Here is a 21,406-nt window from a genome sequence, read left to right as displayed (position 1 = left end):
GCGGATCCTTCCGCAATTAGTTCCACACCGGGCGTACCGTTGAAATGTTCCTACAGGGAAGAGGTACGCATGCAGTTGGTGGTCCGCGGGACGAACGCCCCGCTCGTCGGAGAACTCGACATCCCGGTCTCGAAGTACCACGCGCACCGTGCGCTGGTGCTCGCGTCGCTCGCGAAGGGGACGAGTGTCGTCTCCGGGGTGAGCGCGACGCGACAGGTGGAGTGGACCGTGGGCACGCTCCGCGCGCTCGGGGTGGACGTCAAGCGTCGTGGGAACGCGTACCACGTGACCGGACTGGGCGGCCGGTACGAGGCGACCGACGTGGTGGACCACGGCTCGCGGGGTGCCGACGGCCTGCTCAACATGGGGTCCTCGGGCACCACGCTCTACTTCATGACCGGGCTCGCCTCGCTGGCCGACCGCCCGATGACCCTGTCCGGCATGAAGTACTTCCAGCGCCGACCGATCAAGGCGCTGCTCACCTCGCTGACGCAGATGGGTGTGGAGCTCGAGGCGACGAACGACTGCCCGCCCGTCACCGTGCAGCCGAGGCGCCCGCGCGGCGGTGACGTGACGATCGCCGGCACGCTGTCGCAGTGGGTGTCCGGGCTGCTGCTGGTGGCACCGTTCGCCGAGCACGAGACCCGGATCCACATCACCGGCGGACGGCTCAACGAGCAGCCCTACGTCGAGCTCACCGTGCGGATGATGCGGCAGTTCGGCCTGACGGTGGAGGTCTCCGACGACTGGCTCGAGTACCGGATCCCGGCGGGCCAACAGGCCACCCCGCACGACTACGTCATCCCGCCCGACATCGGCTCCGCTGCGTTCGGCATCGCGGCGGCCGGCACCCGCGAGTCGAACGTGCTGCTGCGCGGCATGACGGCCACGACGACGGCCGAGACGGACCACCCGGAGAGCGAGTTCCTCGACCTCGCCACCGCGATGGGCGTGCCGATGCGGATCGACGAGGAGACCGGCTTCGTCCGGATCGAGCACGACGGGTCACCGCTCCGGCCGCTCGACGTCGACTGCCGTCCGATCCCGGACCTGCTGCCCGTGCTGTCGACGATGGCCACCTTCGCCGAGGGCACCAGCCGGCTCTGGAACGTGGCGCACATCCGGCTGAAGGAGTCCGACCGCGTCGCGGCGATGCTCCAGCTCAACCGGATGGGCGGCCGTGCCGAGCAGGGTGCGGACGAGCTGCGGGTCACCGGCGTCGGTGCAGCCGGGTTGCACGGTGCGCCGATGTCCTCGTTCAACGACCACCGCGTGCTGATGTCCCTCGCGGTCGCTGCGTCGGGTGCCGACGGGGTGTCCGGCCTGACCTACCCGCGTGCCTACCGGATCTCCTACCCGACGTTCCTCGAGGCGATGAACTCCGTCGGGCTCGACATGTCCGTCGGTGACCGGCTCGCAGCGCAGGTGGCGCGGGACGACCGGATCGACGCCGCCGAGGCCGACGGGGTCCGCACGCACCTGGGCACGCCCCTGGTCAGCGCGGCTGCCGGTGACCTCGACACGTCGGCGGTGCCCGAGCCCACCGACCAGCCGGTCGCGCAGCCCGCCGTCCCGCAGCCCGCCGCTCCGCAATCCCCCGCCCCGCAGCCCCCCGTCGCTGTGCCCGAGCTCGCCGGCGTCGACGCCGACCCCCTCGTCCTGAGCGAGCGGGTCCGTGCCCTGTCGCAGACCGACCCCGACGGCCTCGCGGTGATCGAGGTCGGCGGTGCGACGCCCGTGAACACCACGTGGAAGGAGCTGCAGGACGAGGCCGACCGGGTCTCCGCCCTGCTGCTCGAACTCGGCGTGCGCACCGGCGAATCCGTCGCGATGCAGCTGCCGAACTGGCGCGAGTTCGTCTCGATCACCCTCGGTACGATCCAGATCGGCGCCGTCGCGACCCCGATCATGCCGGTGTTCGGTCCACGCGAGACCACCATGACGCTCGCGCGTTCGAAGGCCCGCGTGGTCTTCCTGCCGAACGTGTTCCGGAAGCGCCGTCCCGCGCTCGAACTCCTCGACGTCATCGACGAGGCCGCCGCGCAGGACCGCCGCCTGTCGCTCGAGCACGTCATCGTGCTCCGCGCCGAGGCCCGCGGGCAGGGGGACACCCCGACGAACCAGCCGCCGCTGCCCGCCGATGCCCTGGAGCGGGTGGTGGCGAGCGACTGGCACTGGCGCTACTTCGAGAACGCCCTCGCCGCCGTGCACGTCGACGTCGACGAGATCGCGTCGCACGCTCCCGGTCCGGACGACGTCTGCCAGCTGCTCTTCACCTCCGGCACCACGGGGGAGCCGAAGGGCGTGCAGCACCCGCACCGGACGCTCGGGCTCGCGACCGCCATGCACGTGGCGCAGTCCGGTCTGACCAGCGCCGACCGCATCTACATCCCCTCGCCGCTCGCCCACCAGACCGGGTTCCTGTACGGCATGCTGCTGGCGTTCCGGCTCGGTGCGCCGCAGGTCATCCAGCCGGTGTGGGACGGCCGGGTCGCACTCGAGCAGGCGTTCGGCGTCGCCCGGGCGTCCTTCGTGCAGTGCGCGACGCCGTTCCTGACCGACCTCGTCGACCTGGTCGAGGCCGGCGCTCCGCGGCCCGATTCGCTCCGGATCTTCGTGCCGACGGGGGCCGCGGTGCCCCGCGCACTGGCCCAGCGGGCGAGCACGGTGCTCGGCAGCGCCATCCTCGGCGCCTTCGGGACGAGCGAGACGTGTCTCGGGGCCCTGTCCAGCCCGGGCGACGACCCCGCCGACGCGTACGGCCACGACGGCCGGGCACTGCCGGGCATCGCCGTCCGCATCGTCGACGACGCGGGGATCGAGCTGCCCGCCGGGACCGAGGGCAACTTCGAGCTGCACTCGCCCACGATGTTCGCCGGCTACCTCGACCGTCCGGACCTGACCGACGACGTGTTCACCGCGGACGGCTGGTACCGCACCGGCGACCTGGCGAAGGTCGACGAGAAGGGCTTCCTGTCGATCACCGGACGCGTGAAGGACGTCATCAACCGCGGCGGCGAGAAGATCCCCGTCGTCGAGATCGAGAACCTGCTGTACCAGCACCCGCTGGTCACGGACGTCGCGATCGTGGCGATGCCGGACGAACGGCTCGGTGAACGTGCGTGCGCCTGGGTCGTGAACGCCCGCGCGGACGAGCCGCTCGACTTCGCCGCGATGCAGCAGTACCTCGACACGGCCGGCGTGAGCAAGTACTACTGGCCGGAACGACTCGAGTACACCACCGAGCTGCCGCGCAACGCGGTCGGCAAGGTCCAGAAGAACGTCCTGCGCGAGCAGGCGGCCGCGCTCGTCGCGACGAAGGAGAACGAGACACGATGACGATCGTCGAGCAGACGAGCACCGGCTTCGACGAAGCCGCCTTCCAGCAGCTCAAGACCGAGGTCACCGAGTGGGTCCGAGGCCCCGGCGAGGAGTGGGCGGACGAGATCGAACGCACCGGCCGGGTCGCCCCGGAGCTGTTCCAGGAGCTCAAGGAGCACGGGTGGCTCAGCCTCGCAGCCCCGACGGAGCTCGGTGGACGGGCGATCCCCTTCTCGCGGTACCTCGAGATCATGGAGGTCATCTCCCGCTCGCACGCCTCCATCCGCATGCTCGTGCACGTCATCAACGGCACCTGGCGCGCGATGGCCCCCTACGCGACGCCGGAGCAGATCGAGCAGGTCGTCAAGCCGAGCGTCGCCGGCGACACGCTCGTCGCGTTCACCCTGACCGAGGCCACCGCGGGCACCGGAGCGGACATCCGCACGACGGTCCGGCGTGAGGGCGACACCTACGTGATGAACGGCGAGAAGCACCTCATCACGTTCGGCGTCAAGGCCGACCACTGGCTCATCGCCGCTCGGCTGGAGGGCACCTCCGGCCAGGACGGCACGGTCGCGTTCCTCATGCCGAACAGCGGGTTGCCGGGTGCCGAGGTGATCGACGACTCCGACACGATGGGCATCCGAGGCACCGACCACGCGATCCTGCGGTTCACCGACACCCCGATCCCCGCCAGCGCCCGCCTCGGCGCGGAAGGCCAGGGCCTCGAGGTCGCGCTCGGCGGCTTCCTGCTGCCGAGCCGGGTGTCCGTCGCGATGAGCGCCGTCGGGCTCGCCGAGCGGGCGAACGAGCTCGCCGTCGAGTACGCCAACAAGCGCGAGACGTTCGGCAAGCGGCTCTCCAGCCGCCAGGCGATCCAGTTCTACCTGGCCGAGAACTACGCCGACATCGCCGCCGCCCGCGCCCTGGTGCTCGAGGCCGCCCGCGCCTACGAAGCAGACCGCCCCGACGCCGGCACGCTGTCCAGCGCCTCGAAGATGGTCGCCGTCGACATGCTCGCGCGCGTCACCGACAAGGCCCTGCAGGTGCACGGCGGGCAGGGCTACTGGAAGCGCAACGCCATCGAGCGCGTCTACCGCGACGCACGCGCGCAGCGCTTCGAAGAGGGCACCAACGAGATCCAGAAGCTGATCGTCGGCCGCGCCGTCGTCACCGGCCAGGCCGGGTTCTAGACCGTCACCAACCACCGGACCGGAGGCCCGTGGCGGGCCCGCCCCGCGCCTCCAGTCCGTCCGCAACCACGTCAGCAGAGGACACCAGTGACCGACTCCACCAACGCACCCATCGCACTGATCACGGGCGCTTCGCGCGGCATCGGCCGCCTGCTCGCACAGAAGCTCGGCAGGCGCGGCGTCACCGTCGTGGTGACGTACAAGGGCAACGCCGACCTGGCCGAGGAGTCGCTGGCTGACGTCAAGGCCGCGGGCGGCGACGGCATCACCGCGCAGGTCGACATCGAGCAGCCGGAGTCGATCGACGCCCTGTTCGACCTGGTGCGCGACACCTACGGGCGCCTCGACATGTTCGTCGCGAACGCCGCCGCCAGCGCGTTCAAGCCCGTCGCCGACCTCAAGCTGCACCACCTCGACCGCAGCTACGCCACGAACGCCCGCTCGTTCGTGCTCGGGGCGCAACGCGCTGCCGAGCTGATGGACCGCGGTGGCCGCATCGTCGTCGTGACCTCGTACGGATCACTCCGGGCGTTCCCGACCTACGCCGCACTCGGTGCCGCCAAGGCGATGAGCGAGGCCTACATGAAGTACATGGCGGTGGAGTTCGGTCCGCGTCAGATCACCGTCAACGCGGTGAACGGCGGCCTCATCGACACCGACTCGCTCGAGTACTTCTACACGAAGGTCCCCGGCCAGGCGCCGATGGACACGGTGCTCGAGAAGCTCCCGCTGCAGCGCCCCGGGACGGCCGACGACATGGCCGACGTCGTCGACTTCCTGCTGTCGGACAAGGCCGGGTACATCACCGGGCAGGTGCTCTCGGTCGACGGCGGACTCACGGTCATCGCCCCGCCGTACTGGTCGGACACGACGTCGCCCCTCCGCGACGCGGTGCTGCCGGCCGACGCCCCGGCCGCGGACACCGCAGAATAGGCGCATGAGCAGCGTCGCTTCCGCCCCCGTCGTGCCGGAGTCCCTCCGGACCGTCGCGTCACCCTGGACCCTCGGCCCCCTGCACCTGGCGAACCGGGTGGTGATGGGGTCGATGCACACCGGGCTCGAGGTGCACGACGACGGCGGAGCCGGCATGGCCGCCTTCTACCGCGAACGGGCGGCCGGCGGGGTGGCGTGCATCATCACCGGCGGCATCGCGGTGAACGACGAGGCCCGCGGCGGTCCGGACTTCGCGGTGTTCGACGTCGGGGGAGCCGACGAGCGGTTCCGGGTGGCGGTCGACGCCGTGCACGACGAGGGCGGGACGATCCTCGCGCAGCTGTTCCACGCCGGGCGGTACGCGCTCGCGTCGGGCATGGTCGACCGGCACGGTGACCCGCAGCGCGTCGTGGCGCCCTCGGCCCTGCCGTGGGCGGCCGCCCGCGGGGTGGTGCCGACCGAGCTGACGTCGGCCGAGGTCGAGCGGACCATCGAGGACTTCGCCGCCGCGGCCCGCACCGCTCGCGCGATCGGGTTCGACGGCGTCGAGATCATGGCGTCCGAGGGGTACCTGATCAACCAGTTCCAGTCGCCGCTGACGAACCTGCGCGACGACGAGTGGGGCGGCGATGCGGAACGGCGTCGGCGCTTCGCGATCGAGGTCGTCCGAGCCGTGCGCGCCGCGGTGCCCGAGCTCGCCGTGACGATCCGGCTGTCCGGTGCCGACCTGATGCCCGGCTCGTCGACCGACGACGAGGTCGACGCGCTCGTGCACGACCTGCTGCCGCTCGGACTCGACGGCATCTCGGTCGGCATCGGCTGGCACGAGTCCCGCACCCCGACCGTGCAGGCCTCGGTGCCGCACGGGGCGTGGCTGGCGTACGCGGCACGGGTCGCCGCGGTGGTGCGCTCGTCCGCGCACCCGGACGTCCGCGTGATCGCCTCGAACCGGATGACGGACCTGCGCGACGGCGAGGCCGTCCTCAGCGACGGCCTGATCGACGCCGTCGCCCTCGCCCGGCCGTTCCTCGCCGACCCCGCGATCGTGTCGCGCTCGCTCGCGGGCGGGTTCGCCCTCGTGAACACCTGCATCGGCTGCAACCAGGCGTGCCTCGACCGCTCGATCATCGGCGCACCGGTGTCGTGCCTCGTGAACCCCCGTGCCGCCCGCGAGGTGGTCTTCCCCGCGCGGCCGACCGCGGACCCGAAGCGCGTCGACGTCGTCGGTGGCGGACCGGCCGGACTCGCCGCCGCGGTGGACGCCGCCCGACGGGGCCACGACGTCACCGTCTGGGAGGCCTCCGACCGCCTCGGCGGCCAGTTCGGCCTCGCCGCACTCGTCCCGGGCAAGGAGGACTACGCCGCCACGGTGCGGTCCGCCCGTGCCGAGCTCACGGAGCGGGGCGCCACGATCCACCTCGGACGCCCGGCCACGGCTGCGGACCTCGTCGACAGCGACGCCGTCGTGCTCGCGGCCGGGGTGGTCCCGCGGAGCATCGACGTCCCCGGCAGCGACCTGCCGCACGTGCTGTCCTACGAGCAGGCACTCCGCCAAGGGGTCCCCGAGGGCACCGTCGCGATCATCGGCGGCGGTGGCATCGGCGTGGACACCGCGGCGTTCCTGACCGAGTCGCCCGACGAGGTCGTCCGGGCCGCGGAGTTCGCGGCCCGCTGGGACCTCGACGTGTCCGAGGAGCTCATCGGCGGCGTGCCGCAGCGGCTCCCCGCGGCGCAGCGCACCACCCGGCCGGGGTCGCAGGTGACGGTGCTCCGGCGTTCGGGCAAGTTCGGGCAGGGGATCGGCATCACCTCGCGCTGGGTCGCGATCGGCCGGCTGCGGGACGCCGGGGTGCGGATGGTCGGCGGCGTGCAGGAGTACCTGCGCATCGAACCCGGGGTGCTCTGGATCCGCGACGAGCACGGGGACGAGGTCGGCGTCCCGGCGGACAGCGTCGTGGTCTGCGCCGGGCAGGAGCGCGCGAGCGACGCCGAGGGCGACGCGCCCGACGGACTCGCCACGGGCCTCCAGGCCGCCGGCGTACCGTACGCCGTCGTCGGCGGCGCGCGTGACGCACGGAGCGTCGACGCGGTCCGGGCGACGTCCGAGGCCCTCGAAGCGGTGCGGCGCCTCGCGCCGTAGCGAGTCGGCTCGCATCACGGCCGGGAATCTGCAAGAATGAACGGTCGAATCGCCGCAGCTCGACCCTCTATCCAGCTGTGAGCGATCTCTCTCGAGCTTTCGCCGTGTGTGCCCCCACGCCCGCGGTTCCAGTTCAACCACAACGAAAGCAAACAGGAGCAATTGTGGCTGTCAAGATCCGTCTGAAGCGTCTCGGTAAGATCCGTGCGCCCTACTACCGCATCGTCGTCGCCGACTCGCGCACCAAGCGCGATGGTCGTGTCCTCGAGGAGATCGGTCAGTACCACCCGACCGAGGAGCCCTCGGTCATCAAGATCGAGTCCGAGCGTGCGCTCTACTGGCTCGGCGTCGGCGCGCAGCCGACCGAGCAGGTCGCGGCCCTCCTCAAGCTGACCGGCGACTGGGCCAAGTTCAAGGGCGAGAAGGACACCGAGTCCAAGGTCAAGGTCGCCGAGCCGAAGCCGGCCTTCCAGGTCGACTCCTCGAAGAAGGCCGTCCTCAAGCCGAAGTCGGAGAAGACGGCGCCCGCCGCCAAGGCCGACGACGCCGAGACCGCCGACGAGACGACCGAGGCGTAGTCCTTGCTCGAATCCGCGCTGACGCACCTCGTCAAGGGGATCGTCGATCACCCTGACGACGTGCGCGTCGCCAGCTCCACCTCCCCACGCGGCGAGGTCCTCGAGGTGCGCGTGCACCCCGAGGACCTCGGCCGCGTGATCGGTCGCGCCGGGCGCACCGCCAAGGCGCTCCGCACGCTCGTCACGGCCCTGGCCGACGGCAAGCGCGTGCGGGTCGACGTGGTGGACACCGATTCCTAGGGAGACGACCCAGCTCCGGGTGGGTCGAATCACGAAGGCGCACGGGCTCAAGGGCGGCATCAAGCTCGAGCTCTACACCGACGACCCGGATCGTCGGTTCACCCCGGGCGCCACCTTCACGCTCCAGGTCCCCGACGACTCACCGTGGTCGGGCAAGACCCTCGAGCTGGACGAACTCCGCTGGTACAACGGTCACCCCGTCGCGTTCTTCGCCGGGATCGACGACCGGACCGCGGCCGAGTCCCTGGCGCGCATCATCCTCTGGGTCGAGCAGGACGCCGACGCCGAGACCGGTGAGGACGACGCCTGGTACGACCACCAGCTCGTCGGGCTCAAGGTCCTGCGTGACGGCGTCGAGGTCGGTACGGTCGCCCGCGTGGACCACATGCCCGCTCAGGACCTCCTCGCGATCGACACGCCGTCCCGCGGCGAGGTCCTCGTGCCGTTCGTCTCGGCCATCGTGCCGGCGGTCGACATCGCGGCCGGCACCGTCACGGTCACGCCGCCGCAGGGGCTGTTCGAGGACCCCGAGGACACCTCGCGCCCCGAGACGGTCACGGACTAGTCCCCGTGCGGATCGACATCGTCACGATCTTCCCGGAGTTCTTCTCCGTGCTCGACGTGTCCCTGCTGGGCAAGGCCCGCTCCGGCGGTCTGCTCGATCTGCACGTGCACGACCTACGGTCCTGGACCACCGACCGGCACCGCACCGTCGACGACACCCCGTACGGCGGGGGCGCCGGCATGGTGATGAAGCCGGAGCCGTGGGCGCAGGCGCTCGAAGCGCTCTTCCGCCCCGACGGCTCGTCCACCCTGGTGGTCCCGACGCCGGCCGGCACGCCCTTCACGCAGTCGATCGCGCGGTCGCTCGCGTCGACGTCGGAGCACCTCGTGTTCGCCTGCGGGCGGTACGAGGGAATCGACGCCCGCGTCTTCGAATGGGCGTCGTCGCGGGCCACCGTCGTCGAGCTCTCGCTCGGCGACTACGTGCTGAACGGCGGCGAGGTCGCCGCGATGGCGATGATCGAGGCCGTCGGACGACTCGTCCCCGGCGTCGTCGGCAACCCCGAGTCGCTGGTCGAGGAGTCCCACGAGGACGGCCTGCTCGAGTACCCCTCGTACACCAAGCCCGCGTCGTGGCGCGGCCTCGACGTCCCCGACGTCCTGCTCAGCGGGCACCACGCCCGCGTCGGTGCCTGGCGGTACGAGCAGCAGCTGGAGCGGACGCGGCGCGTCCGTCCGGACCTGCTGCCCGACGAGTAGCCTCGCCGGTCTCGCGAAAGCGACAGATCTCCGCGGAACATCCGCGGAGATCTGTCGCTTTCGCTGTTGTGACGGTCCGCGGGCCGCGAGATCTGTCGCGTCCGTGGGGTGGGGACGAAGCGTGACGGACTGGAGGCGCGGAGCGGGCCCGCACCGTGCCTCCAGTCCGTCACGCGGTCGGGTCGGCGCGCTGGGCGCGACGCAGGGTCAGGACCTCGGGGCCGGCCGCGGTGACCGCGACCGTGTGCTCGACGTGCGCGGCACGCGAGCCGTCGACGCTGCGCAGCGTCCAGCCGTCGTCGTCCTGGTAGAGCTCGTCGGTGGTCTGCATGAGCCACGGCTCGATCGCGACGACCAGTCCCGGCCGGAGCTTCAGGCCACGACCCGGACGGCCGTCGTTCGGCACGTGCGGGTCCCCGTGCATGGTGCGACCGACGCCGTGTCCGCCGAACTGCAGGTTCACCTCGTGGCCGGCCTCGTGTGCGACGCGACCGATGGCGTGCGAGACGTCGCCGAGCTTGTTGCCGGGAGTCGCCTGGGCGATGCCGGCGGCCAGTGCCCGTTCGACCGTGGCGATCAGCGCCTGGTCCTCGTCGCGCGGCGTCCCGACCTGGACGCTGACCGCGGAGTCCGCGACCCAGCCGTCGACGCTCGCGGCGAAGTCCAGGCTCACGAGGTCGCCGTTCTGCAGGGTGTGGTCGTGTGGCAGGCCGTGCAGGGCGGCGTCGTTGACCGAGGTGCAGAGGTTCTTGCCGAACGGCGACATGCCGAACGACGGGTGGTAGTCGACGTAGCAGCTCTCCGCCCCGCGTTCGGCGATCATCCGGGCCGCGACGCGGTCGAGGTCGAGGAGGTTGACGCCGACGTCGACGGTCTCGAGCAGCTCGTCGAGGACGTCGGCCACGAACCGGCCGGCGACGCGCAGTCCGTCCAGCTCGGCGGGGGTGCGGAGTTCGATCATGGGACCATCCTCGTCGTTTTGTCTCCCGCGCTCTCTGTGGCAGTATGGATCGCTGTGCCCTGGCTGGACTCTGCCACGGGGGAGTCGCCGACACCGGGCACGCACCACCACTTTCCGAACCTTCGATCCGCGGCGACCCGTGCGCGTCCGCAGAGAGTGAAACCCACCATGAGCCAGCTCCTCGACAACGTCGACGCAGCATCGCTGCGTACCGACGTCCCGGACTTCCGTCCCGGCGACACCATCAAGGTGCACGTCAACATCATCGAAGGCACGCGCTCGCGTATCCAGGTCTTCCAGGGAGTCGTCATCGGCCGTCAGGGCCACGGCATCGGCGAGACCTTCAAGGTCCGCAAGGTGAGCTTCCAGGTCGGCGTCGAGCGCTGGTTCCCGGTGCACTCGCCGATCATCGACCACATCGAGATCGTCACCAAGGGTGACGTCCGTCGTGCGAAGCTCTACTACCTGCGCGAGCTCCGCGGCAAGGCGGCCCGCCGCAAGATCAAGGAGAAGCGCGACGCCTGATCGCCTTCACAGTGAACGTCCGCGAGCCGGACGCCGCTGCGAGCCCCTCGTCCATGTACGGTTGTGCATCGACGGGGGGCTCTTCCCATTGCGGGGAGACAGTGGTTCGAACGAGAGCGGAAATGACGGACACGACAGAGGATCCCGGGCGCAGGCCACGTGCCGAGAAGCAACGGAACGGAGTCCTCACATTCCTTCGTGACCTCGTCATCATCTTCATCGCCGCACTGCTCGTGTCGTTCCTGGTCAAGACGTTCCTGATCCGGTCGTTCTACATCCCGTCGGCGTCGATGGAGAACACGCTCCAGATCAACGACAGGGTGATCGTCAACGAGCTCGTCCCCGGCGCCGTGGCGCTGAAGCGGGGAGACGTCGTCGTGTTCAAGGACCCGGGCGGGTGGCTCACCGGGTCCGAGGTGCCGAGCGTCACGCCGGACACCCAGCCCGCGAAGGCCATCGACTGGGCACTGACCCAGGTCGGTCTCGGCACCGGTGACAGCGACGACCACCTGATCAAGCGCGTCATCGGTCTGCCCGGTGACAAGGTGTCCTGCTGCAACGACCTCGGGCAGATGTCGGTGAACGGTGTGCCGATCAAGGAGCCGTACCTGAAACTGCCTGCCGGCGCTCCGGCCTCGGCGACCGACTTCTCGGTCACCGTGCCGAAGGGCACCATCTGGGTGATGGGCGACAACCGGAACGACTCGAAGGACTCCCGGTACAACGGGGACACACCGTCGAAGGGCTTCGTCCCGATGTCCGACGTCACGGGCCGCGCGTTCGTCATCTCGTGGCCGGCGAGCCGCTGGACATGGCTCGACGACCATCCCGAGGTGTTCGCCGGCGTGGAGGAGCGCGACGAGTGACCGCCGTCCGTCCGTCGCTCCGGGTCGAGAAGCGTCTGCTCGCCGAGGGCCGCGTGACGGTCATCGGCATGGACGAGGTCGGCCGTGGCGCCATCGCCGGTCCGGTCGGCGTCGGGGTGGCCGCGGTGACGCTCGACATCGGCCGAGTGCCCCAGGGGCTCGCGGACTCGAAGCTGCTCTCCGAAGCGCGCCGCACCGACCTCGTGCCCGTCGTGCAGCGATGGGCACGCACGGCGGTCGGCATGGCCTCGGCGGACTTCGTCGACCAGCAGGGCATCGTCCCCGCCCTCGGTGCTGCCGGTGCGCAGGCGCTCGGCTCCCTGGTCGCCGACGGGGTGTCCCTCGACGGTGCGGTGGTGGTGCTCGACGGCTCGTTCGACTGGCTGAGCCGCGCTCTGCCCGCGTCGCTCCGTCCGGCCGCAGATCCGCTCGAGGTCGTCGTCCGGATCAAGGCCGACCGCGACTGTGCCTCGGTGGCTGCGGCGTCCGTGGTGGCCAAGGTCGCTCGTGACGCGCTCATGATCTCCGCGCACGACGAGGCTCCGCACTACGGGTGGGTGTCGAACAAGGGCTACGGGTCGACGGCGCACTACGACGCGATCCGGGCGATCGGGGCGCACGCGCTGCACCGCAAGTCGTGGTTGCACCAGGCCTCGAGCGTCGCACTGGACGGGTTCGACGAACTCGACGCCGTCGCCGGTTGAGCCGGTCGTCCGCACGGGCCTCCGTCGCCGTAGACTGTGGGCGCAATGGATGAGGACGAATTCGACGACTACGACCGCGAGGTCGAGCTGGCCCTGTACCGCGAGTACCGCGACGTGGTGTCGCAGTTCCGTTACGTGGTCGAGACGGAGCGCCGTTTCTACCTGGCGAACGAGGTCGAACTCGTGCGCCGTGACACGGAGCACGACTTCTACTTCGAACTGACGATGAACGACGTCTGGGTCTGGGACGTCTACCGTTCCGACCGGTTCGTCAAGGGTGTCCGGGTACTCACGTTCAAGGACGTGAACGTCGAGGAACTCACGACGCGGGAACTCGAACTGCCGAAGGAACTCGCACTCGACGAGTGATCGTCAATTTCCTTTCTCCTGCTTCTTTCTCGATGAATCGCCGCTGATCCGGAACGGCGGAGAATTGTTGGCGCTATTCTGATGGGGAAATAACCGCCCCACGAACAGGAGCACCCCATGGCACAGAAGGTCACCGTCCAGCTCGTCGACGACCTCGACGATTCCCCCATCACCACCGGTGAAGGCCGGACGGTCGAATTCGCGTTCGACGGCTCGTCGTACGAGATCGACCTGTCGAACGACAACGTCGACAAGTTCCGCGAGGCGATCTCCGACTACATCGCCGCAGCGCGCAAGGTCTCCGGTCGTCGCACCGGCGGCGGTTCCGCCCCGAAGTCCGCCCCCAAGCGCGGCAACTCGGAAGAACTCGGCAAGATCCGCGAGTGGGCCAAGGAGAACGGGTACGAAGTCTCGTCCCGCGGCCGCATCTCGACGCAGGTGCAGGAAGCTTACGCAGCAGCGCACTGACGCTCGTTGCAGCAGGACCTGGGTGATCTCGATCGCCCGGGTCCTTCTTCTTTCCTCCACAGGAGCAATTGGCCCGCACTGATTCCACAGACTCTCCGCATCCGCCGATCGGGGTGTTCGTTCCGGAGATCGTTGTCGTGGAGGCAACGACATGGAACACGACGTGCAACGCGCACCGGGGCGGTCGCTCCGGAACGGCCGACTCGGACGATTCGGTGAAGAACGAGCGGTGGCCTGGCTCGAAGCACGGGGATTCCGTGTGCTCGAGCGGAACTGGCGATGTGCCCGTGGTGAGATCGACATCGTCGCGTGGGATTCCTGCACGCTCGCCTTCATCGAGGTGAAGACCCGTTCCGGCGCCGCGACCGGTCACCCGTTCGAGGCGATCACGGCGACCAAGCTCAGCCGGATGCGGCGACTCGTGCCCGAGTGGTTCGACGCGCACCGCGAGACCTCGGCGCGCGCCGTCCGGGTGGACGTCATCGCGGTCCACGTCGACGGTCCCCGCACCGTCGTCGAGCACCTGGCAGGTGTGCTGTGACCGGCATCGGGCGGGCTGCCGCGGTCGCGCTCCTCGGTGTCACCGGTCGGCGCATCGAGGTCGAAGCGCACCTGACCAGTCAGCTCCCGACGTTCAGCATCATCGGTCTGCCCGACACCTCGCTGGGTGAGGCACGGGAACGCGTGCGATCCGCGGCGGCGAACGCGGGGTGTCCGCTGCCCGCCCGCCGGATCACCGTGAACCTGACCCCGGCGGCGATCCCGAAACGCGGTTCGGGGTTCGACCTCGCCATCGCGATGGCCGTGCTCGCCGGTGCCGGTCTCGCGCCGGACGTCTCGGAGCGCATCGTCTACATCGGCGAGCTCGGCCTCGACGGGCGGGTGCGTCCGGTCCCCGGCGTGATCCCGATGCTGATCGCCGCGCGCGACGCCGGTGTGGACCGTGTCGTCCTGCCCGTCGGCAACCTGACCGAGGCCCGTGTGGTCAGCGGGGTCCGGATCCGTGGCGTGGACTCGTTGCGTGCGGCGGCGATCGACGCCGGGGCGCTCCTGCCGACGGTCGAGGTCGATCCGGTGCTGCCGGTTCCGGTCACGGCTGTGCCGCGTCCCGTGGCCGAGCTGTCGGACGTCGTGGGGAACCTGGTCGGCGTCCGAGCGCTCATCGCGGCGGCGGCCGGTGGACACCACGCACTCCTGCTCGGGCCGCCGGGCGCCGGCAAGACCATGCTCGCCGAACGGCTGCCCGGGTTGCTGCCCGACCTCGACGACGAGACCGCGCTCGAGGTGGCCGCGGTCCGGTCCGTCGCCGGGCTGGGCCCCGCGTCGTGGAGCACGAAGCCACCGTGGGAAGCCCCGCACCACTCCGCATCGGCGGTGTCGCTCATCGGCGGCGGATCCGGGGTCCTGCGCCCCGGAGCCGTGTCGCGCGCCACCGGGGGCATCCTGTTCCTCGACGAGGCACCGGAGTTCCCACGGGCCGTGCTCGACGCGCTCCGGCAACCGCTCGAGTCCGGGCGGATCACGATCCACCGTGCGGCGGGAGCGGCCGAGTTCCCCGCACGATGCCAGGTCGTCCTGGCGGCGAACCCCTGCCCGTGCGGCAATGCCGGTGGTGCGCACGGGCAACCGTGCGAGTGCTCCCCGAGCATCGTCCGCCGGTACCTCGGCCGGATGTCGGGGCCGCTGCTGGACCGGATGGACATCCGGGTACTGGTGCCCCGGGTGACGACGGGCCGGATGCGGGACGCGGACGGCAACACCCCGACCACGGCGGTCGCGCGTGCCGCGGTCGCGGCAGCCCGCGCCCGGATGGCGGAGCGACTGCAGGGGACGGGATGGACGCGCAACGCCGAGGTCACCGGGACGTGGCTCCGGGCCGAGGGGCGCATCGAACCCGGGTCGACGGCAGACCTCGACCGCGCACTCGACCTCGGCACCCTGACGATGCGCGGCTGGGACCGCGTGATGCGACTGGCGTGGACGCTGGCCGACCTCGACGCGGTGGAGCGGCCCACGGGTGCGCACGTCCGCGGTGCCCTTGCCCTGCGGAGCGCGCTGTGATGCCGGCGGGCACGGAGCTCCTCGACACCGTGGCGCGCCTGCTCGGGCCCAGCGGCGCCGCGGTGGACCCGGTGCAGGCCGCGGCCCGCGTCGCCTGGTCGGCCATCGTCGAACCGGGGGACTCCGTCGCCGGAGAGCTCCTCAGCGGCCTCGGACCCGAGCGCGCGCTCGGTACGGTGCTGCTCGCGGCGGACGGGGACTTCGATTCGCTGCTGGGATGTTGCGTCGACGCCGAGGTGCCGGGTGCCGAGGACCCCGCGGTGCTGCTCGGTGTGCTGCAGACCGCGGTGGAACGCTGGCGGCCCCGATTGGCCGCTGTCGAGGTGGGCGACGTGCTCGCAGCGGCCGGTGCTGTCGGTGCCGGACTCCTGGTCCCCGAGAGCGACGGGTGGCCGTCGGCGATGGACGACCTCGGGCCGCACGCGCCGGTGGTCCTCTGGACGCGCAGCTCGGGTGCACGCCTCGGCGACGGGATGTCGGCGTTGAGTGTCGTGGGGTCCCGGGCGAACACGGTGGCGGGTGCTGAGGCCGCGGCGGAGATCACCTCGACGGCGGCGGACGCGGGAGTCTGCATCGTGAGCGGGGGTGCCTACGGCATCGACGCGGTGGCGCACCGTGTCGCCTTCGCCGCCGGGACGCCCACGGTCGCCGTCCTGGCCGGTGGAATCGATCAGCTCTACCCGGCGGGGAACGCACAGCTGCTCCAGAACGTGGCGCGGCAGGGGGCGTTGCTCGCCGAGTCCGCACCGGGGACGCGACCGACGCGGTGGCGTTTCCTCGCCCGGAACCGGCTGATCGCCGCGCTCGCCGACGTCACGGTCGTGGTCGAGGCCGGCGCCCGGTCCGGCGCGCTCAACACGGCCCACCACGCCGCGCAGCTCGGTCGCCCGGTGTTCGCGGTCCCGGGTGCATTCGCGTCCTCGGCATCGGTCGGGTGCCATCGACTCATCGCACAGGGGCGGGCGCAGATCGTCGTGCACCCCGGCGATCCGGTCGCGGCGACGAGACCGGCGACCGGGATGAGCGGGGGAGCGGTGCCGGACGAACCGCTCCTGTCCGGTCGGCAGGACCCCGATGTGCTCCGGGTGCTCGACGCGCTCGGTCGTCGCGCCCTGCCCGAGGCGGAGATCGCCCGCCGGGCCGGGATGTCGACGTCCGACGTCGCCGACGCGCTCGCGCTGGCGCAGCTGCAGGGACTCGTCGTCGCGAGCGGCGGCGGGTGGGGTCGGGCATGACGGTCGGCAGCCGTACGCTGACGTCGTGGTTGCTCGGACGGACGGTCGACTCGTGGTGGCGGTGGACGCCTTCCTCGGGCACGCCCGGCACGCGCGGGGCCTCAGCGAGCAGACCCTCCGCGCGTACGCCAACGATCTCGAGCAGCTCGTGGCGTTCGCGGACGCCCGAGGGGTCGACCGCGTCGCCGACGTCGAGCTCGAGCTCCTGCGTGACTGGCTGTGGGATGCCGACCACCGGGGGCTCGCCCGGTCGACCATCGCTCGGCGGTCCTCGTCCGTGCGGGCGTTCACGCGTTGGGCGAGCGAGACCGGGGCGACCGCGACGGACGCCGGGGTCCGGCTCCGGGCCCCGAAGGGTGGGGCACACCTTCCCCGCGTGGTGTCGGCCGACCAGGTGCGCGCCCTGCTCGACGGGCTCGGTGCCCGAGCGGCGACGGACGACCCGACGGCGCTGCGGGACCTGGCCCTGGTCGAGCTCCTGTACGCGGCGGCCATCCGGGTCAGCGAGCTCGTCGGCATCGACGTGACCGACGTCGATCGGGGACGCCTGACCGTGCGGGTGCTCGGCAAGGGCGGCAAGGAACGCGTGGTGCCGTTCGGGGTGCCGGCGCGGGAGGCACTCGAGGCGTGGCTCGAGCGCGGACGGCCCGCCCTCGCCGCACGGGCCGAGGGACCGGCAGGCACGGCGCTGTTCCTCGGCGACCGTGGCACGCGACTCGGCGTCCGCAGCGCCTACCGCGTGGTGGCGCGGTTGCTCGGTGACCTGCCGGGCGAGGGGCCGAGCGGGCCGCACACCTTCCGGCACACCGCGGCGACGCACCTGCTCGACGGGGGAGCGGACCTGCGCGCGGTGCAGGAACTCCTCGGACACGCCAGCCTCGGCACGACGCAGATCTACACGCACGTGTCGTCGGCCCGGCTGCGCGAGGTCTACCGGACGGCACACCCGCGCGCCTGACGGTGCGCCGATGTACGTCCCGGTCGGCTCCGCTCACCCGGGCCAGGCCGACTTGGGCAACAGCACCGGCCACTCGGCTGGTGGAAGGTACGCCATCGGATCGACGTAGTGACCGTCCACGCGAGCACCCAGATGCAGGCACGGCGCCGACGCCGGACAGTGCCCGACCGAGACGCGGCCGACCGGCGCGCCCCGCACGACCTCGTCACCGGCGGCCACCAGGGGCGTCACCGAGTCGAGCGTGCTGACCAGCCCGTCGCCGTGGTCGATCGTCACGACGGTGCGGCCGCCGACCGCGCCGGCGAACGCCACGGTGCCGTCGTCCACCGCCGAGGCAGTGCTGCCGAGGGCGCTCGGGACGTCGAGGCCCCGGTGGCCGGCGCCGTAGTCCGAGGACGGTGCCTCCCACGCGCGCTCGACCACCCGCGATCCGGTGGGCCAGACCCAGCGAGCCTCGACCCGGCCCCGATCGGTCGCAGCGTCCGCGGACGACCCGGCTCCGGTCGACGACGCAGCAACGAACACCACGGTTCCGCTCAGCACCGTCCCGCTCAGCACCGCCGCGCACACCACGGACAGCAGGACGGGACGTGCGCTCGATCGCATCTCCCCAGCCTGGGCGGCGGAACCCGGCCCCGATGCGGGCGGGGGCGATCCGTGGAGGGGGGAGTCGCGCCTCCAGGCCTGGGGAGGGAGAAGACGGCGACGGATGCGACAGCACCGACCGCACGCCGTCCCGACCGCGCCCCGGTTATGACCAGATCCCGAGCGAGGAGTACAGTCGGGGCCGCTCCGGAACACGCAACGCCGCTCGGACGGCGAACCAGCCGACCGCCGGGGCACCGTGCTGCACAACTGCACGGCGGCAGAACCCAGGAGCATCGTGTCCACCACGACCACCGGGCACGGCGAAGACCGTGCGTTCAAGGGGAAGGTCACCCTGTTCGCCATCGCGGCGGCGGTCGGTGGCTTCCTGTTCGGCTTCGACTCGTCCGTCATCAACGGCGCCGTCGACGCGATCAAGGGCGAGTTCGACCTCTCCGACGCGGCCAGCGGTTTCGCGGTCGCATCGGCCCTGATCGGCTGCGCGTTCGGCGCCTACTTCGCCGGCCGCCTCGCCGACCGCTACGGCCGCACCCGGATCATGTTCTGGGCCGCCGTGCTGTTCTTCGTCTCGTCGATCGGTTCGGCGTTCGCGTTCGCGACGTGGGACCTCGTGATCTGGCGTCTCGTCGGCGGTCTCGGCATCGGTACCGCTTCGGTCATCGCACCGGCGTACATCTCCGAGGTGTCCCCGAAGGCGATCCGCGGGCGGCTGGCCTCGTTCCAGCAGCTGGCGATCACGCTCGGTATCTTCGCCGCGCTCCTGTCCGACCAGCTCTTCGCCGTCACCGCGGGCAGCGCCTCGGCCGAGGTCTGGGGTCTGGCCGCCTGGCGCTGGATGTTCCTGGTCGGGGTGATCCCCTCGGTCGTCTACGGCGTCCTGGCGATCACGCTGCCGGAGTCCCCGCGCTACCTGCTCACCAAGGGCCGTGCTGACGATGCGCGCGTCGTGATGGGCAAGATCGTCCCGCGCGACACCGTGAACACGAGCCTCGAGGAGATCCAGGACGGCATCAAGAAGGAAGCCAACGAGAAGAAGGGCTCCATCCGGGGCAACCGCTTCGGGCTCCAGCCGATCGTCTGGGTGGGCATCATCCTGGCCGTGCTGCAGCAGTTCGTCGGCATCAACGTGATCTTCTACTACTCGACGACGCTCTGGCAGGCCGTCGGCTTCAAGGAGGAGGACTCGTTCCTCATCTCCACGATCACCTCGGTGGTCAACGTCGCCGTCACCTTCGTGGCGATCTTCCTGGTCGACAAGGTCGGCCGCAAGCCGCTGCTCGTCGCCGGTTCCGCGGGCATGTTCGTCTCGCTCACCATGGTCGCCATCGCGTTCTCGCAGGCGACGATCGTCGACGGCAGCCCGAGCCTCCCCGGCTCGTGGGGCGTCATCGCGCTGGTCTTCGCGAACCTCTTCGTGGTGTCCTTCGGCGCGACGTGGGGTCCGCTCATGTGGGTCCTGCTCGGCGAGATGTTCCCGAACCGCATCCGCGCCACGGCGCTGGGCGTCGGCTCGGCCGCCAACTGGATCGCGAACTTCATCGTGACGATCTCGTTCCCGGTGCTCTCGGGCTTCAACCTGACGGTCACGTACGGCATCTACGCGCTGTTCGCGCTGCTGTCGCTGTTCTTCGTCATCGCCAAGATCCCGGAGACCAAGGGCCGCTCGCTCGAGGAGATGGGCATCTCCGCCGACGGCGACACGGTGGACGCCAAGGCCTGATCGGCCGGTCGCACCGCGTCCGTTCCGCACGGATCACCGGTCAGGAGGCCCGGACCACGTCAGCCGCGAGGCGCGCGTGATCCGGGCCTCCGTTCTGTTAGCATCTATCCAGCAGCGTGCTGACGCGCGCTGACTTCGCGTGTCCACCAAGCCCTCACGGGCTCGGTACCCGACCACCGGTCCTGCTCTCACGAGCAGGCGGTCGCGTGCCAGGACACCAGGGACCACGACCGACGGTCGTGATCGACACAACCGCAACAGGTCCGCAGCGACGTGCGAGAGCACGGCTGCGCGCCGAGAACACAGAAGGAGGACGGCACATGGCCGTCGTCACCATCCGCCAGCTGCTCGACAGCGGCGTCCACTTCGGACACCAGACCCGTCGGTGGAACCCGAAGGTGAAGCGCTTCATCCTCGCCGAGCGCTCGGGCATCCACATCATCGACCTGCAGCAGTCGCTGGCCTTCATCGACCGCGCGTACGACTTCGTCAAGGAGACGGTCGCGCACGGTGGCACGATCCTCTTCGTGGGCACCAAGAAGCAGGCCCAGGGCTCCATCGCCGAGCAGGCGACCCGCGTCGGCCAGCCGTACGTCAACCAGCGTTGGCTCGGCGGTCTGCTCACGAACTTCCAGACGGTCTCCAAGCGCCTCGCGCGCATGAAGGAGCTCGAGGAGATCGACTTCGACGACACGACGAAGGGCTTCACCAAGAAGGAGCTCCTCATCAAGAAGCGCGAGCTGGACAAGCTCCACAAGACCCTCGGTGGTATCCGCAACCTCACGCGGACCCCGAGCGCGCTCTGGATCGTCGACACCAAGAAGGAGCACCTCGCCGTCGACGAGGCGCAGAAGCTCGGTATCCCGATCATCGGCATCCTCGACACCAACTGCGACCCCGACGAGATCACGTACCCGATCCCGGGCAACGACGACGCGATCCGCTCCGTCGGCCTCCTGACCCGCATCGTCGCCGACGCCGCGGCCGAGGGCCTGAAGACCCGCCACAACGGCGGCGACGAGGACGAGGCCAGCGAGCCCCTCGCCGAGTGGGAGCAGGAGCTCCTCGGTGGCGAGACCGCCGCCACGACCGAGGCGCCCGCCGCCCCGGTCGAGGAGAACGATGCCGACGCGCAGGTCGCCGCGAAGGAGATCGGCGAGCCGATCGCCGACGAGGCGAAGAACGCGGAGCCGACGGCCGAGGCCGAGGCAGCCGCGGAGACCACCCCCGCCGAGTGAGTCGCCGGGGCGCCCGGCCCCCCCCCG

Annotated in this window: 21 protein-coding genes; 19 read left to right on the top strand and 2 right to left on the bottom strand. The window is 70.9% G+C overall.

The genetic code is table 11. The features are described 5' to 3' along the window. Nucleotides 1-69: 69 nt before the first annotated feature. From aroA to trmD, 8 genes are all read left to right on the top strand, one after another. Nucleotides 70-3,339 (top strand): 3-phosphoshikimate 1-carboxyvinyltransferase, encoded by a 3,270-nt coding sequence (gene aroA / locus Q9R26_RS09170; RefSeq protein WP_311227095.1) that lies wholly within the window; start codon nt 70-72, stop codon nt 3,337-3,339. Continuing rightward, a complete protein-coding gene (locus Q9R26_RS09165) occupies nt 3,336-4,514 on the top strand; it encodes an acyl-CoA dehydrogenase family protein (RefSeq protein WP_311227094.1) in 1,179 nt (392 codons plus the stop codon). Before aroA ends, Q9R26_RS09165 begins: the two co-directional genes overlap by 4 nt. Nucleotides 4,515-4,601: 87 nt before the next feature. Beyond that, entirely contained in the window at nt 4,602-5,447 is an 846-nt protein-coding gene (locus tag Q9R26_RS09160; protein WP_311227093.1) for an SDR family oxidoreductase, read from the top strand. A 4-nt stretch (nt 5,448-5,451) separates the two neighbouring features. After that, complete coding sequence (locus tag Q9R26_RS09155) at nt 5,452-7,587, top strand: FAD-dependent oxidoreductase (protein WP_311227092.1); 2,136 nt, start codon at nt 5,452-5,454, stop codon at nt 7,585-7,587. A gap of 164 nt (nt 7,588-7,751) precedes the next feature. Next, nucleotides 7,752-8,165, top strand: coding sequence for a 30S ribosomal protein S16 (rpsP, locus tag Q9R26_RS09150; protein ID WP_027465884.1), 414 nt, complete (start codon nt 7,752-7,754; stop codon nt 8,163-8,165). A gap of 3 nt (nt 8,166-8,168) precedes the next feature. Continuing rightward, complete coding sequence (locus tag Q9R26_RS09145; protein ID WP_017888258.1) at nt 8,169-8,405, top strand: RNA-binding protein; 237 nt, start codon at nt 8,169-8,171, stop codon at nt 8,403-8,405. A 19-nt stretch (nt 8,406-8,424) separates the two neighbouring features. Continuing rightward, on the top strand, nt 8,425-8,970 hold the full coding sequence (rimM, locus tag Q9R26_RS09140) for a ribosome maturation factor RimM (RefSeq protein WP_171907871.1): 546 nt from the start codon (nt 8,425-8,427) through the stop codon (nt 8,968-8,970). A gap of 5 nt (nt 8,971-8,975) precedes the next feature. Continuing rightward, a complete protein-coding gene (trmD, locus tag Q9R26_RS09135) occupies nt 8,976-9,668 on the top strand; it encodes a tRNA (guanosine(37)-N1)-methyltransferase TrmD (RefSeq protein WP_311227091.1) in 693 nt (230 codons plus the stop codon). Between the two features lie 169 nt (nt 9,669-9,837). Here trmD and map read toward each other — a convergent pair whose 3' ends face one another. Beyond that, the gene (map, locus tag Q9R26_RS09130) at nt 9,838-10,629 is read right to left on the bottom strand and encodes a type I methionyl aminopeptidase (protein WP_311227090.1); all 792 of its coding nucleotides are present in this window, start codon (nt 10,627-10,629) and stop codon (nt 9,838-9,840) included. A gap of 168 nt (nt 10,630-10,797) precedes the next feature. Here map and rplS point away from each other — a divergent pair, with 168 nt between their 5' ends. The 9 genes from rplS to Q9R26_RS09085 all read left to right on the top strand — a co-directional run bounded on the left by rplS (nt 10,798) and on the right by Q9R26_RS09085 (nt 17,815). Then, nucleotides 10,798-11,154: a 50S ribosomal protein L19 gene (rplS, locus tag Q9R26_RS09125; protein ID WP_017888254.1), complete on the top strand. Its 357-nt coding sequence runs from the start codon at nt 10,798-10,800 to the stop codon at nt 11,152-11,154. 122 nt (nt 11,155-11,276) lie between these two features. Further along, the gene (lepB, locus tag Q9R26_RS09120) at nt 11,277-12,020 is read left to right on the top strand and encodes a signal peptidase I (RefSeq protein ID WP_182065606.1); all 744 of its coding nucleotides are present in this window, start codon (nt 11,277-11,279) and stop codon (nt 12,018-12,020) included. Further along, nucleotides 12,017-12,724, top strand: coding sequence for a ribonuclease HII (locus tag Q9R26_RS09115; protein ID WP_182065607.1), 708 nt, complete (start codon nt 12,017-12,019; stop codon nt 12,722-12,724). The genes lepB and Q9R26_RS09115 overlap by 4 nt, the downstream gene beginning before the upstream one ends. A gap of 45 nt (nt 12,725-12,769) precedes the next feature. Continuing rightward, entirely contained in the window at nt 12,770-13,093 is a 324-nt protein-coding gene (locus Q9R26_RS09110; RefSeq protein ID WP_017888251.1) for a DUF2469 family protein, read from the top strand. 117 nt (nt 13,094-13,210) lie between these two features. Beyond that, the gene (locus Q9R26_RS09105; protein ID WP_017888250.1) at nt 13,211-13,561 is read left to right on the top strand and encodes an Lsr2 family protein; all 351 of its coding nucleotides are present in this window, start codon (nt 13,211-13,213) and stop codon (nt 13,559-13,561) included. Between the two features lie 163 nt (nt 13,562-13,724). Next, entirely contained in the window at nt 13,725-14,102 is a 378-nt protein-coding gene (locus tag Q9R26_RS09100) for a YraN family protein (RefSeq protein ID WP_311227089.1), read from the top strand. Beyond that, a complete protein-coding gene (locus Q9R26_RS09095) occupies nt 14,099-15,622 on the top strand; it encodes a YifB family Mg chelatase-like AAA ATPase (protein ID WP_311227088.1) in 1,524 nt (507 codons plus the stop codon). Before Q9R26_RS09100 ends, Q9R26_RS09095 begins: the two co-directional genes overlap by 4 nt. Then, nucleotides 15,622-16,857, top strand: a complete 1,236-nt coding sequence (gene dprA, locus Q9R26_RS09090; protein ID WP_311227087.1) for a DNA-processing protein DprA — start codon at nt 15,622-15,624, stop codon at nt 16,855-16,857. The genes Q9R26_RS09095 and dprA overlap by 1 nt, the downstream gene beginning before the upstream one ends. A 25-nt stretch (nt 16,858-16,882) precedes the next feature. Then, entirely contained in the window at nt 16,883-17,815 is a 933-nt protein-coding gene (locus Q9R26_RS09085; RefSeq protein ID WP_311227086.1) for a tyrosine recombinase XerC, read from the top strand. A gap of 33 nt (nt 17,816-17,848) precedes the next feature. Here Q9R26_RS09085 and Q9R26_RS09080 read toward each other — a convergent pair whose 3' ends face one another. Continuing rightward, on the bottom strand, nt 17,849-18,421 hold the full coding sequence (locus Q9R26_RS09080) for a M23 family metallopeptidase (protein WP_311227085.1): 573 nt from the start codon (nt 18,419-18,421) through the stop codon (nt 17,849-17,851). A gap of 277 nt (nt 18,422-18,698) precedes the next feature. On the opposite strand from Q9R26_RS09080, the gene Q9R26_RS09075 reads away from it, so the two are divergent. Then, nucleotides 18,699-20,141: a sugar porter family MFS transporter gene (locus tag Q9R26_RS09075; RefSeq protein WP_259362783.1), complete on the top strand. Its 1,443-nt coding sequence runs from the start codon at nt 18,699-18,701 to the stop codon at nt 20,139-20,141. Nucleotides 20,142-20,461: 320 nt separating this feature from the next. Beyond that, on the top strand, nt 20,462-21,379 hold the full coding sequence (gene rpsB / locus Q9R26_RS09070; RefSeq protein WP_027465874.1) for a 30S ribosomal protein S2: 918 nt from the start codon (nt 20,462-20,464) through the stop codon (nt 21,377-21,379). Nucleotides 21,380-21,406 lie beyond the last annotated feature (27 nt).

The organism is Curtobacterium sp. BRB10, from assembly GCF_031844325.1.
Taxonomy (GTDB): domain Bacteria; phylum Actinomycetota; class Actinomycetes; order Actinomycetales; family Microbacteriaceae; genus Curtobacterium; species Curtobacterium poinsettiae_A.
The sequence above is the reverse complement of the archived record's forward strand: the minus strand, read 5'-3'. Positions and strand labels throughout refer to the sequence as shown.

Bases quoted from the DNA above. Each gene is read 5' to 3' on its own strand.
- rpsB (WP_027465874.1), top strand. From the start codon at position 20,462: ATGGCCGTCGTCACCATCCGCCAGCTGCTCGACAGCGGCGTCCACTTC.
- Q9R26_RS09165 (WP_311227094.1), top strand. From the start codon at position 3,336: ATGACGATCGTCGAGCAGACGAGCACCGGCTTCGACGAAGCCGCCTTC.
- aroA (WP_311227095.1), top strand. From the start codon at position 70: ATGCAGTTGGTGGTCCGCGGGACGAACGCCCCGCTCGTCGGAGAACTC.
- dprA (WP_311227087.1), top strand. From the start codon at position 15,622: ATGCCGGCGGGCACGGAGCTCCTCGACACCGTGGCGCGCCTGCTCGGG.
- lepB (WP_182065606.1), top strand. From the start codon at position 11,277: ATGACGGACACGACAGAGGATCCCGGGCGCAGGCCACGTGCCGAGAAG.
- map (WP_311227090.1), bottom strand. From the start codon at position 10,629: ATGATCGAACTCCGCACCCCCGCCGAGCTGGACGGACTGCGCGTCGCC.
- Q9R26_RS09155 (WP_311227092.1), top strand. From the start codon at position 5,452: ATGAGCAGCGTCGCTTCCGCCCCCGTCGTGCCGGAGTCCCTCCGGACC.
- rplS (WP_017888254.1), top strand. From the start codon at position 10,798: ATGAGCCAGCTCCTCGACAACGTCGACGCAGCATCGCTGCGTACCGAC.
- Q9R26_RS09105 (WP_017888250.1), top strand. From the start codon at position 13,211: ATGGCACAGAAGGTCACCGTCCAGCTCGTCGACGACCTCGACGATTCC.
- Q9R26_RS09080 (WP_311227085.1), bottom strand. From the start codon at position 18,421: ATGCGATCGAGCGCACGTCCCGTCCTGCTGTCCGTGGTGTGCGCGGCG.
- Q9R26_RS09110 (WP_017888251.1), top strand. From the start codon at position 12,770: ATGGATGAGGACGAATTCGACGACTACGACCGCGAGGTCGAGCTGGCC.